This is a genomic window from Promicromonospora sp. NPDC059942, from assembly GCF_042731755.1.
In the GTDB taxonomy this organism is placed as follows: Bacteria; Actinomycetota; Actinomycetes; order Actinomycetales; family Cellulomonadaceae; genus Promicromonospora.
This window is the reverse complement of the sequence record NZ_JBHWLR010000004.1, coordinates 261,876-274,793: the sequence shown is the minus strand read 5'-3', so window position 1 is coordinate 274,793 and position 12,918 is coordinate 261,876. Positions and strand designations below refer to the sequence as shown.

General features: G+C 74.1%; 9 protein-coding genes. 8 read left to right on the top strand and 1 reads right to left on the bottom strand.

Annotated features, from left to right (window positions below; genetic code table 11):
- Positions 1–18 precede the first annotated feature (18 nt).
- The 8 genes from ACFV9Q_RS08500 (at position 19) to ACFV9Q_RS08465 (ending at position 11,791) form a co-directional block, all read left to right on the top strand.
- Positions 19–2,601 (top strand): M14 family zinc carboxypeptidase, encoded by a 2,583-nt coding sequence (locus ACFV9Q_RS08500; protein WP_377234031.1) that lies wholly within the window; start codon positions 19–21, stop codon positions 2,599–2,601.
- Between the two features lie 185 nt (positions 2,602–2,786).
- Positions 2,787–4,430, top strand: a complete 1,644-nt coding sequence (locus tag ACFV9Q_RS08495; protein ID WP_377234030.1) for a M20/M25/M40 family metallo-hydrolase — start codon at positions 2,787–2,789, stop codon at positions 4,428–4,430.
- 67 nt (positions 4,431–4,497) lie between these two features.
- Entirely contained in the window at positions 4,498–4,827 is a 330-nt protein-coding gene (locus ACFV9Q_RS08490) for a CD225/dispanin family protein (RefSeq protein WP_377228568.1), read from the top strand.
- Positions 4,828–4,905: 78 nt separating this feature from the next.
- Entirely contained in the window at positions 4,906–6,096 is a 1,191-nt protein-coding gene (locus tag ACFV9Q_RS08485) for a hypothetical protein (protein ID WP_377234029.1), read from the top strand.
- Positions 6,097–6,113: 17 nt separating this feature from the next.
- A complete protein-coding gene (locus ACFV9Q_RS08480) occupies positions 6,114–7,697 on the top strand; it encodes a methyltransferase (protein WP_377234028.1) in 1,584 nt (527 codons plus the stop codon).
- A gap of 139 nt (positions 7,698–7,836) precedes the next feature.
- Positions 7,837–8,778, top strand: coding sequence for a LysR family transcriptional regulator (locus ACFV9Q_RS08475; RefSeq protein WP_377228571.1), 942 nt, complete (start codon positions 7,837–7,839; stop codon positions 8,776–8,778).
- A gap of 268 nt (positions 8,779–9,046) precedes the next feature.
- The gene (locus tag ACFV9Q_RS08470) at positions 9,047–10,168 is read left to right on the top strand and encodes a S1 family peptidase (RefSeq protein WP_377234027.1); all 1,122 of its coding nucleotides are present in this window, start codon (positions 9,047–9,049) and stop codon (positions 10,166–10,168) included.
- Between the two features lie 168 nt (positions 10,169–10,336).
- Complete coding sequence (locus tag ACFV9Q_RS08465) at positions 10,337–11,791, top strand: S1 family peptidase (protein WP_377234026.1); 1,455 nt, start codon at positions 10,337–10,339, stop codon at positions 11,789–11,791.
- Between the two features lie 69 nt (positions 11,792–11,860).
- Here ACFV9Q_RS08465 and ACFV9Q_RS08460 read toward each other — a convergent pair whose 3' ends face one another.
- On the bottom strand, positions 11,861–12,802 hold the full coding sequence (locus ACFV9Q_RS08460) for a phosphatase PAP2 family protein (RefSeq protein WP_377234025.1): 942 nt from the start codon (positions 12,800–12,802) through the stop codon (positions 11,861–11,863).
- Between the last annotated feature and the right edge of the window lie 116 nt (positions 12,803–12,918).

The following is a 12,918-nucleotide window of genomic DNA, read 5'->3' as shown; positions in this document are numbered from 1 at the left end:
TGTCGCTGGGAGGCACCGTTGCTCGTTCGTACTCGCCTGCTCGCCGCGCTGACCGGTGCGACGCTCGCCGTCGGCGTCCTCGGCGCGCCCGCCGTGGCGCGGACCGGCCCGGCGGACGGCCCCACGGACCCCGGCGCGTTCGTCGCCTCCTACCTGCCGCCCGAGCCGGTGCCGAGCGGCGAGGCCGGGCTGCGCCTGCCGACGTCGTACCCGTACCAGCCCGACCTGCGGGTCTATCCCGCGGTCGAGCGCGACGCCACGGAGCGCAACGGCACGGTCAGCCACGCGGACCTGGCGCCGCGCCTGACGCGGCTGATGGACCGGAGCGACCGGGTCTCGACGCAGGTGGTGGGGCAGTCGACCGAGGGCCGCGACCTCTACCTGGTCACCGTGACGGCCCCGGAGCGCCGGTCGGAGACCGCGCGGCAGGCCGCGTGGCGCACGGAGATCCGGGAGCGGCCGGACCGCGCCGCGCGCGACACCGCCCTGCGCGCGGGCTACAAGACCCCGGTCTGGATGAGCGCCAACATCCACGGCGACGAGTGGGAGGGCACCGACGCGGCGCTGCGCGTCATCGAGCGCCTGGCCACGGCGGACGACCGCGCGACGCGGGAGACCCTGGCGCGCCACCGATTCGTGTTCAGCCTGACGCTCAACCCGGACGGGCGCACCCACGCGACCCGGGAGACGTCCCTGGGCCTCGACGCGAACCGCGACATGATCACGCTCGCCACCCCGGAGGCGCGCTCGTACGTGCGCACCGTCCAGGCGGTGCAGCCGCTGTTCGCGGCGGACTTCCACGGCTACACCGACGTGCTCCAGGTCGAGCCGGCGGGCCCGCCGCACGGCGAGAGCTACGAGTACGACCTGCTGGTGCCGCACGCCTACGCGATCGCGCGCCGGGTGGAGGACGACGTCGTCGCGGCCGACATCGACGGCAACACCTCCTACGACCCCGACACGGGCGACGCGGTCGAGGAGGACACCGGGTTCGTCAGGATTCCCTACCGGGACACGCCGTCGGGCTGGGACGACTACCCGCCGGTGTTCACCGCGCAGTACGCGTCCCTGCAGGGCGCGGTGACCACGACCGTCGAGCTGCCGCTGGGCCGCACGGGCCCCACCACGACGCGGGCCGACTCGGCGGTGGACACCGAGGTGGCCGTCACGACGATGACGTCGATGATCGACTACGTCCGGACCCACTCGGACGCCATGCTCGCGAACCAGGTCGAGCTGTTCCGCCGTGGGGTGGCGGGTGCGCCGAAGGTTGCGCTGACCACCCGGAACATCGACGGCGTGCCCGGCCCGGACGAGTGGAAACGGCTCTGGGACCGGGCGGACGACCAGGAGACGGTGCGGCTGCCGCGCGCGTACGTGATCCCGGCGGGCCCGGGTCAGCGGTCGGCGAGCGACGCCGAGGATCTCGTGGACACGCTCCTGTTCCACGGCATCGAGGTGGGGCGGCTGGCCGCGCCCGCGCACGTCGCGGGCACGGGCACCACCTACCCCGCCGGCTCGTACGTCGTGGACCTGCACCAGCCCCTGCGCGGCCTGGCGAGCTCGCTGCTCGGCCCCGGCTCGGACATCTCCGCCAAGGTCCCCGCCATGTACGACGTCTCGGCGTGGTCGCTCGCGGCCCTGTGGGGCGCGACGGTGGACCGGGTGGGCGCCACCACGGACGGCCCGGTGGGCCGGACCGTCCCCGTCCGCGAGGGGCGCGAGCGCGGCGACGTGCCGGACGGGCAGCCCTACGTCGGCTTCGACCTGGCCGGCGTCGCGGACCAGCGCGCCCTGAACGACCTGCTGGGCCAGGGCGTCAAGGTGCGGCTCACGGCGGACGGGCGCGCCGTCGTCGGGCCGCGCGGGCACGGGGCCGCCCACGACGTGGCCGACCGGTACGGCATCGACTTCACGGCGGCGTCGCGCGCCGACTGGACGGCGGGGGAGCCGGCCGAGGACCTGAGGATCGCTTACGTGGGCGACCAGGACGACCGGCTGTCGCTCCTGGCGCTCGGCTTCGACGACCTGGTCGCGGTCTCGGCGAGAGGGATCGGCACGAGCGCGGCGGCGGGCCGGCCGACGGGTCTCGAGGGCGCCGACGTCCTGTGGGTGGGCTCGTCCCTGGACCTGCCCGCGGGGTCGGCCGGCCACGCGTTCGTCCGGTCCTGGTTGCGCGACGGCGGCGCCATCGTCGGGCGCGGGGCCGGCGCGTTCGCGGCCGCGGAGTCGTACGGCCTGGTCAGCGGCACCGCGGTGACGGGCGACGCGGCCGGCAACGGCATCATCGAGACCGACGCCCCGGGCGACGTGCTGGACGACCACCCGCAGGAGCAGGGGTTCGTCTACCCGGCCGTGTGGTTCACGGGCCTCGGTCGGGGCACCACGGCGGAGCTCACCTACGGCAGCTTCCTCGCCGGCCACTGGTCGTCCGCGGAGGACGGCGGCGGGCCGGCGGCGGCCGACGGGCAGGCTGCTGCCGTGTCCGGCGAAGTGGGACAGGCGCGGGCGTTCGTGTTCGGCACCTCGGTCTTCTTCCGCACCCATCCCAGGGGCGGCCTGAGCCAGGCGGGGACGGCGATCCGCTGGGCCGCGTCGTGACCACCGCAGACGGCTGACCCGCGCGGTCCGCGGCCCGTCCGGGATCACCAGGGGTATGTGGAAAACCGGGTGCTACCGCTATCGTCTGCGGTGTTGTGCTCCCGAACGCCCCGTGGTCCGCGGGCGTGGACGGGAGCCCCGACGCAGGGGGCCCCGACGGGGGACCCGGAGCAGGAGAAGGTCCCGTGAGTGCCGACATCGACCCGACCGAGGCCATCCCTCAGGTCACGGCCGAACTGATCGCGAAGGCCGCAGCCCGGCAGGCTCCGCCGCCTGAGCGCGAGGCGACGAGCGCCCCGGCAGCCCCGGCGCGCACCGCCCCGGAACGCCGCACACCGGAGCGGAGCGCGGCAACGAAGGTGCAGGACGCCGAGCGGCGCCAGCCGGTCGCCGAGCAGCCCGCCGCGCCGGACGCCGTGCTGTCCAAGCGCCCGGGCTCACCGTTCGTCCCGTCGGAGCCGTACGCCGACCGGCACACGTCGGCCGGCCACATCGCCGCCGGGCACCTGTCGTCGCTCGTGCAGATCCCCACCGTCTCGGTGTGGGACCCGCAGCACCTGGACCACGAGTCGTTCGCGCGGCACCGGGCCGCGCTGGCCACGTTCTACCCCCGCGTGCACGCCCTGCAGAGCGAGCCGGCGGGCGGCCACGGCCTGCTCTACCGCTGGCCCGGCAAGGGGCGGCAGGACGTGCTGCACCCCTACCCGGTGGTCCTCATGGCGCACCAGGACGTCGCGCCGGTGGGCGCCGACTGGGCCGGGAACCCGTTCTCCGGCGAGATCCGCGACGGGGTGGTGCACGGCCGCGGCACCCTCGACGACAAGGGCGGGCTCGTCGCGGTGCTCGACGCCGTCGAGACGCTGCTCACCGAGGGCTTCGTGCCCGAGCGCGACATCTGGCTGTTCTTCGGCGCGGACGAGGAGACGGTCGGCGAGTCCGCCCAGATCGCCGTCCGCCGCCTGTACGAGCTCGGCGTGCGGCCATGGCTCGTGGTCGACGAGGGCGGGTCCGTCGCGACCGACGTGCTGCCCGGCGTCGACCGGCAGACGGCCCTCGTGGGCGTCGCGGAGAAGGGCCTGGTCGGGATCAACCTGTACACCACCGACGTCGGGGGCCACGCGGCCACACCGGGCCGGTGGTCCGCGACCACGCGGCTCGCCCGTGCGGTGACGCGCGTGGGCCGGCACCGGTTCGTGGCGCGGGTCGACGCGCCGACCGTGGAGCTGCTGGGCCGGGTCGCCCCCGGCGCGAAGGGGCTTCAGGGCGCCACGCTCCGGCTCGCGGCCAGGACCGCCGCCGGGCCGCTGCGCAAGCTGGCCGCCTGGGTGCTGGCGGGCGGCGGCCCCGAGGCCGTCGCCACGGTCCGCACCACCGTGGCGGTCACCGAGCTGGAGGGCAGCGCCGGCGCGAACGTGGCCGCCACGACGGCCCGGGCCCGCCTCGACGTCCGGGTGGCGCTCGGCGACACCGTGGACCGGACGGTGGCGCGGCTGCGCCGCGTGATCCGGGACAAGCGGGTCGAGATCGAGGTCGTCGAGAGCAGCGAGCCCAGCGAGGTCTCGCCCACCGACAGCCAGCAGTTCGCGCTGCTGACCGAGTCGATCGGCGCCGCGTACCCGGACGCCGTCGTGGCGCCGTACGTGACTGTCGCCGCCACCGACGCGCGCCGGTTCACGCCGATCAGCGACCACGTCTACCGGTTCAGCCCGTTCGTCATGACGCGGGAGCAGCGGCAGTCGACGCACGGCGTCGCAGAGCACCTGAGCGTCGATTCCCTCAGCCGCGGCGTGCATTTCTATCGCGAGGTGCTGCGCAAGATCCCGGGCTGACCTGGGCATTCAACAAATCACCGAAATTGGACTAAGTTCTCCCTCTACACCGGCGAGGGAGACTTTCATGAGCAGCTCCGCAGCACCGTCCGGAACGCCCGGCGGGTCGCGTTCGCCCGTGAACGTCAACGTCCACACGTACCCCGCGCAGCTGCAGTACCCGCCGCGGTCGTACCTCGTGTTCAGCATTCTGATGACCATCTGCGTGTGGCCCACGGGAATCGTGGCGCTCGTGAATGCGTCGCGCGTGAACGCGCACTGGAGGACGGGTCAGCACGACAAGGCGCGCAAGGCCTCCCGCCGGGCCCGCAACTGGGGCCTGGTGTCGCTCGCCATCTGGGTGATCCTGCTGGTGGTGGTCGTGTTCTGGTCGAGCATCGCCTACCTGAACGGGTAGCACTTCACCCACAGTTCGTCAGCTATCACACGATTGCCCCTCCTGTCCTCCCCGGTTCTGCGGGTAAAGTGCGCGGCTATGAGTGCGACACGGCGCAAGGGCTCCCGGGGCGGTCGTGCTGCTTCCCGCGCCGGTGGTCCCCCCGCGAGCAACGCCCTCACCTGGGCGGAGAGCCTCGCGGCGGGTGAGGCCGCGCCGGGCGCCAGCGCCCTCGAGTGGGCCGAGGGGCTCGCGCAGAACGACAGTGCCACGCCCAGCCCCTGGGGCAGCGCGGGTGCGACCGCCGACGCCGCGGCCCCCGCACCGGCCGAGGAGAGCGGCACCGGCTCCCCGTGGGGCCCCGTGCCGGCACCCGCCGTCGTCGACGGCGAGGACGCCCCGGCCGGCGAGCCCGAGGGCGACGCGAACCCGTGGGGCTCCGTGGCGGCCGCGGCGGAACCCGCCGCGGCCCGGGGCCGGAGCAAGAACGCGGGCGGAAAGAGCGCCGGCGGCAAGAGCGGCAAGGCCGGCAAGTCCCGCTCCAAGGGCAAGGGCACCAAGTCGGGTGCCAAGGGCGCACCGAAGGACGACACGGCCCCCACCCCTGCTGGCGGCTTCCCGCTGAACGTGGGCCCGGTGGCCGACGAGGCAACCGATGAGCCGCTGCCGGAGGGCGACGCCCCGCTCGCGACGGGCGCGTCCGCGCCGAGCGCGCCCGCGTCCCGCGGGCCGGCGTCGAAGAAGGCCGGCAAGGGCCCCCGGGGCCGGATCCCCACCCCCAGCACGGCCCAGCAGCGCAAGATCAAGCGGACCCTGCGCCGTGGCCTGCCCCCGTTCCTCGACCGGCCGCTGGTGCTGGTGCTGGCGGGCGTCACCGCCGCCGTGCTGGGTCTCGGCACCGGCTGGGGCATGGACAACCTCCCCTCGGGGGGCGGCCCGATGTCGTCGGCGGACGCCGCGTCGTGCGCGCAGACGCAGATGGCGTGGACGCAGGCCGCCAACGCGCAGTCGGCGATGGTCGAGGACCAGCCCGAGACCCTGCGCAAGGGCTTCATCAACGCCCGCAACGCGCTGGACGGCGTGACGCCGCCGGAGGCGATCTCCTCGGACTGGGCGGTGGCGTTCACCTACTACTCGACCGTGGCGAACAACATCGAGAAGGTGAAGGCCAACGACGGCCCCGCCGTGCTCTCGGCGGTCGGCGGCGCGCAGGAGGAGCTCGACACCGAGGCGATGATCGAGGCGACCAAGGCCATCGGGCTCTACGTCAACTCGAACTGCCAGCGGTAGCCCGTCAGGATGGGGCCGTGCAGCCTCCTGTGACCGACCCCGTCCTCGTCGCCTCCCTCCGCGACGACCTGTCCTCCTCCGCCTACGACGTCGACGGCGTCGAGGACGTCCTCGGGCCGCTCGCCGCGGCCGCGCTGCACCGGGAGCAGGCGCTGCCGGCCCGCCGGGCGATCGCCGCGGCGGTAGCCGGCAAGCCGCCGTCGGACCGCGATCCTCGCGCCACCCTCGCGGGCCTCTTCCTGCTGGGCGCGGCCGTGCCGCGCGCCGCGCTGGACCGGGCGCTGCCCACGACCTGGACGGCCGGGGCGGAGCGACTGGGCCTGGTCACCGCGCAGGGTTCCGGGGACGACGACGAGGTGCGCGCCGTCGTGGACCTGCACCCCTACTCCTCGGTCGACGCCGTCGGCGACGCGCGCTGGTGGCTGGCGTCCGACCTGGGCGAGCTCGCGACCGGCGGCCGCCTCGCGACCGACCACGTGCTCGGCGCGGGCGGCGCGTCCCTGACGCTCGCGCAGGTGACCGTGCGCAACCCGACCGGCCGGGTGCTCGACCTGGGCACCGGCTGCGGCATCCAGGCCCTGCACGCGGCGCGGCACGCCCGGCAGGTGGTGGCGACCGACATCTCGCGGCGCGCGCTGTCGTTCGCGCGCTTCAACGCCGCGCTGAACCAGCCGGACGGGGCCGAGCTGGACCTGCGGCACGGCTCGATGCTGGAGCCGGTCGCGGGGGAGCGGTTCGACCTCGTGGTCTCCAACCCGCCGTTCGTCATCACGCCGCACGCCGGGGCGGCGGGCCGCGCCGTGGCCGACGCCATCGGCGACTACGAGTACCGCGACGGCGGCCGGGCGGGCGACGACCTGGTGCGCGACCTCGTGCTCGGCGTCGGCGACGTGCTCGCCCCGGGCGGCACGGCCCAGCTCCTCGCCAACTGGGAGCACCGCCGGGGCGAGCCGTGGGCGGACCGGGTGGGCCGCTGGCTCGACGAGGCGGGCCTGGACGGCTGGATCATCCAGCGCGAGGTGCTCGACCCCGCCGAGTACGCCGAGACGTGGATCCGCGACGGCGGGACCACGCCCGACCGCGAGCCGGACGCATGGGCCGCGGCGTACGGCGCGTGGCTCGACGACTTCGCGTCCCGGGACGTGGAGGCGGTCGGCTTCGGCATCGTGACCCTCCGGCGCCCCGTCTCGGGCGCCCCGACGCTGCGCCGCCTCGAGGAGCACACCGGGTCCGTGCGCCAGCCGCTCGGGGCGCACATCGCCCGCAGTCTCGCCGGGCACGACTGGCTGGCGGCCCGGGACGACGCCGCGCTCGCCGCGGCCCACCTCGTGACGGCCGCGGACGTCACGGAGGAGCGCTACCTGACGCCGGGCGCGGCCGACCCGAACGTCGTCGTGCTGCGGCAGGGGGACGGGCTCGGGAGGGGCGTGCACGCGTCGAGCCCGCTCGCGGCCCTCGTGGGCGCGTGCGACGGCGAGCTGTCGGTCGGGCAGATCGTCGGCGCCCTCGCGTCGCTGTTCGAGGTGCCCGCGGACGCGCTGGCCGCCGAGCTGCTCCCGGCGGTCCGGGGGCTGGTCAGGGACGGGTTCCTGGAGGAGTGAGCGCGGGCGTCCCGGGCGGCGCGGCGGGGGCGGCGCGCCGTTACCGGGACGTAACGGAATTGTCGAAGACCGATAAATCTTGTCGATGGCCGAGACATATCCCGCTATGACAGATATTTTCCACCGTGTGGAACTCGACATGCGGCACTTGAGGATGGTTGTCGCTGTTGCCGAGTCGGGCAGCGTCACGAAGGCGGCCGCTGCCCTCGGCATCGCGCAGCCGGCGTTGACCGCGCAGCTGAACCGCATCGACCGGTCCCTGGGCGGGAACGTCTTCGTCCGCGACCGGTTCGGTGCGCGACCGACAGAGCTCGGTGAGCTGGTGCTCAGGCACGCTCGCGTGCTTCTCCCCGCCATGTCGGCCCTCGCGGACGACGCCGAGCGCCTCGTCAACGGCGACGTCGCCCACGGCGAGACCGTGCGGGTCGGCATCACCGGGACCGGGCTGGGCGGGCTGTTCGTCAACCAGCTGCACATCGGGATGCCCGGTGCGCAGGTCACGACGGCGATGCCCCCGCAGCCCGACGACGTCGCGTCCCGGCTCGCCCGCGGCACCATCGACGTCGGGCTGGTCGGGATGTGCTCCGACGTCTCGCCGCCCGCGGCCGTCGAGGTGTCGTGGACGCGGGTGTGCACCGACCCGATGTTCGTGCTGATCGACGAGCACCACCCGTACGCGGGCAAGCCCGAGGTGTCCCTCGCCGAGCTGGCCGAGGAGCAGTGGCTCTGCGTGCCGTCGCACGGCTGCCTCGAGGAGTGCTTCGTGTCGGCGTGCGTGCGCGCGGGGTTCACGCCGCGCGGCATGGGCGAGGCCGAGTGGACCACCGCCGTCGACCAGGTGCGGGCGGGCCGCGCCGTCGCGCTCGTGGAGCCGGGGCAGCCGGACCCGCCGGGGGTGGCGACGGTGCCATTGTCGGGGGCGCCCCTGCGCCGCACCCACTACCTGGGCTGGCGGCACGACGCCGACCTGCGCGTGGACCTGGAGGCCGTCGAGGGCGCCGCCCACCGGGCCCACCGCGACGCCGTGCGCCGCAGCCCGCAGTACGAGCAGTGGCTGGCGATGTACGGGATGCTCGGCTGAGCCGGAGGCGCAGCGCAGGGTGGGGGCCGAGGAACGAGGCACGCGCCCGGAGCGGAGCCGCAGGCTCAGCCGACAAAAAGCAGAGTTGAGTCGTTGGCGCGCCCCGGCGCCCGTGGACGGGCACTTACGTGGTTTGCCCTCCATAGGAAATATGTATGACCTGAGTGTGATCTGGGCGTGAAGTCCATCTCCTCCTACGGTGGCAGAGCGGGTGAAAAAGCACCCGTGGGTGGAACTTCACCCTCTCCGATCCAAGGAGTCGCTGGAGATGAGTCGCACTTCCCTCCGGGGCGTCGCCGTGGCAACCGCCACCGTGGGCCTCTTTGCCGGCACCATCAGCGCCGTCGCAGCCGCACCGTCCGACGTCGAGGCCGCGACCGCCGGCTACACGCCGGGTCTCGTCTCCGCCATGGAGCGCGACCTGAACCTGAGCACGGCGGACGCCGTGGCCCAGCTCCAGGCCCAGGAGCTCCTGGCCGACACGCAGCAGAGCCTGGAGAAGTCGCTCGGCGCCTCCTATGCCGGGGCCTGGGTCGAGGGGGCGGACGCCCTGCACGTCGCCGTGACCGACGCCGCCGAGGCGGCCGACGTCCGCGCGGCCGGGGCCACCCCCGTGACCGCGGACCACTCGCTCAAGGCGCTCGACGCCTGGACCGCGGACCTGGACGGCGTGCTGTCCCCGGCCGACGCGACCTCGTACCACGTCGACGTGGAGACCAACGAGATCGTCGTCGACGTGGTCGAGGGCGCCCAGGCCGACGTCCGGGCCGCCGTGGCCGAGGCGGGCGTGCCCGCCGGCGTCGTCTCGCTGACGCCGGCCGCGGAGCGTCCCCGCACGTTCGCCGACGTGATCGGCGGCGAGGCGTACTTCATCGACGACAGCGCGCGCTGCTCGGTCGGCTTCGCCGTGACCGGCGGCTTCGTCTCCGCCGGGCACTGCGGTTCGGTGGGCTCCTCGGCGAGCGAGCCGAGCGGCACCTTCGAGGTCTCGGAGTTCCCGGGCAGCGACTACAGCTACGTCTCGGTCGACTCGGACACGCCGGTCGGCGTGGTCGACGACTGGGCCGGCGGCACCGTGGCCGTCGAGGGCTCGACGCCGGCCGCCGTGGGTGCCAGCGTCTGCCGCTCGGGCTCCACGACCGGCTGGCACTGCGGCACCATCCAGGCGCTCAACGCCACGGTGAACTACGCCGAAGGCAGCGTCTCCGGTCTCATCCAGACCAACGTCTGCGCCGAGCCGGGCGACTCGGGCGGCTCGCTGCTCGCGGGCTCGCAGGCGCAGGGCATGACCTCCGGTGGCTCGGGCAACTGCTCCTCCGGCGGCCAGACCTTCTTCCAGCCGGTGGGCGAGGCGCTGAGCGCGGCCGGGGTGTCGCTCCTGACGAACTGACCTTCTGAGGCGCCGCGGAGCGGGTAGGGGAAGCCCCCTACCCGCTCTGCGGCATGTCCGCATATTGCTCCGATATGTCCTAACCGGTATCTGGGAGTTGCCTGAAAGCGACCATACGCTGTGCCGCACTGGGTGAATCCATTGCCCCGACGACAGGAGTCGCTGGACATGAGACGCACATCCTTCAAGGCGATCACCGTGGCCACAGCCGCGGCGACGCTTCTCGCCGGCAGCATCACCGCTGCTACCGCAGGCGCAGCTGCCGGAGCGGACAAGCCCGAGGTGACGAGCTACGCCCCGGGCATGGTCGCGGCCCTGGAGCGCGATCTCGGCCTGACCACCTCCCAGGCCGTGGACCGCCTCAAGACGGACGAGGCTCTGTCCGACAAGCAGCACTCCATCGTCAAGGCCCTCGACAAGGGCTACGCGGGCTCGTGGGTCGACGGCTCCGAGCTGTTCGTGGCCGTCACCGACAAGGCCGGGGCGGCCGAGGTCCGCGCCGCCGGCGCCACGGCGGTCACCGTAGACAGGTCGCTGGCGCAGCTCGACCGGCTCGCCACGAAGGCGTACCGGGCGGCCCCGCGGGCCGACGTCGCCGGCGCCTACGTGGACGTCGAGTCGAACGCCGTGGTCCTCGAGGTGGCCAAGGGGGCGAAGGCCGCCGTGGCCGCCGCCGTCGCGGACGCCGGGGTCGCGGCCGGCGCGGTCTCCCTCGTCGAGGTGGCGGAGATGCCCCGCACCTTCATCAACGTGATCGGCGGCAACGCCTACTACATCGGCGGCTCGCGCTGCTCGGTCGGCTTCTCGGCCACCGGCGGCTTCGTCACCGCGGGTCACTGCGGCGACGTGGGCAACGCCACCACCAGCCCCAGCGGCACCTTCCGTACCTCCTCGTTCCCGGGCAACGACTACGCCTACGTGAACGTCGGCACGGACGACACCCCGGTCGGCGCGGTGAACAACTACAGCGGCGGCACCGTCAACGTCGCGGGCTCGACGGCGGCCGCCGTCGGCGCCACCGTCTGCCGCTCGGGTTCCACCACCGGCTGGCACTGCGGCACCATCCAGGCCCTGAACGCCTCGGTCACCTACGCCGAGGGCACGGTCTCGGGCCTGATCCGGACCAACGTCTGCGCCGAGCCCGGCGACTCCGGCGGCTCGCTGCTCGCCGGCACCCAGGCCCAGGGCATGACCTCCGGTGGCTCCGGCAACTGCTCCTCGGGTGGCACCACCTACTTCCAGCCGGTGAACGAGGCGCTCAGCGCCGCGGGCGTCACGCTGATCACGGGTGGCGGCGGCACGACGCCGCCCACCGGGTGCGCCAGCCAGGAGACGGCGTTCAGCGGCTCGCTGACCAGCGGCGCCTTCACCTACAAGCCGAGCAGCAGCGGCTTCTCGGCGTCGTCCGGCACCATCACGGGCTGCCTCGACGGCCCCAGCGGCGCCGACTTCGACCTGTTCCTGCAGAAGGTGAGCGGCAGCAGCTGGGTCACCGTGGCCCAGGGCATCACGTCGTCGCCCGACGAGAGCGTGAGCTACTCGGGCACGGCCGGCACCTACCGCTGGATCGTGGAGTCGTACTCGGGCTCGGGCTCGTACACGGGCGGCTACTCCACCCCGTGATCCCCGTTCCCTGACGTGTCAGACGCTCAGGTCACCCTCGGTGGCCTGAGCGTCTGACACGTTCTGGGTTCAGGGGCGGGCCGTGGACTGGCGGACCAGGAGCATCAGCGCGAACGAGCCGAGGGTCACGGCCACCACCCCGAGCGCGCCGCCCATGTAGGCCGTGAGGTCGCCGCCGATCGGCAGGGCCCAGCCGTAGCCGCGCACGCTGCCCAGCGCGCCGAGGCCGAGGGCGCCGCAGACGACGGCGCCGAGCAGCAGCAGCCCGGCCGCGCCCGACGTCCCCGGCTCCGCTCCGGTGCGCGGCTGGTCCAGGGACGACGACGAGCTCAGCGCGCACACGCCGGCGCTCCAGGCGAGCACGACGAGGATGGCGGCGACGACGTCGGACGGCCGGTGCCACTGCCCGATCAGCGTGGACACCCCGGTCGCCGCCGTGTAGGCCGCGCCGGCCAGCGCGACGAGCGGCCGCCAGCGCCGCGGCACAGCGATGAGCAGCCCGGCGGCGACGGACGCGGCGACGGTCGTGTGCCCGCTGGGGAGGGTGTTGATGTCGGCGCGCGCGATGTCGAGCAGCGCGGGCCGGTCGAGCACCACGTGCTTGAGCACCTGCGTGGTGAGGTTCGCGCCGGCCACCAGGATCACCACCTGTGCCGCGAGCCACCAGCGTCCGCGGGCCAGCGCCAGCACCACGGCGACCGCCAGGCCCAGGCCGACGAACGAGTTGGACACCACACCGAGCACGGGCTCGGCGAGCTCCCAGAGCACGCCCTGCCCGCGGGCGGCGCCCTCGAGCGCGAGCTGGTCGGCGTGCTGGCCGCGGCCCGAGCGGACGAAGACGTCCCAGGTGGCCCACACGCCCCACAGCGCCAGCGCCGCGACCACGGCGGCGACGACGCGCGGCCCCACCCGGGGCCGGAGGCCCGCCGTCCGGCCGGGCATCGGGCTGGCGACGCTCCCCACCTGCAGGGGTCGCGGCAGGTCGCGCGGCGGGAGGGTGCGGTCGGTCATGGGCCCCACCGTAGAGGAGCCTCCTGAAGAGACCGTGTCGTTGGTGTGAGACTCCCCGTGTCGTTGACGCCACGAGTGAAAATCACCACGGTCATGTGAAACCACCGGGCAGCCCG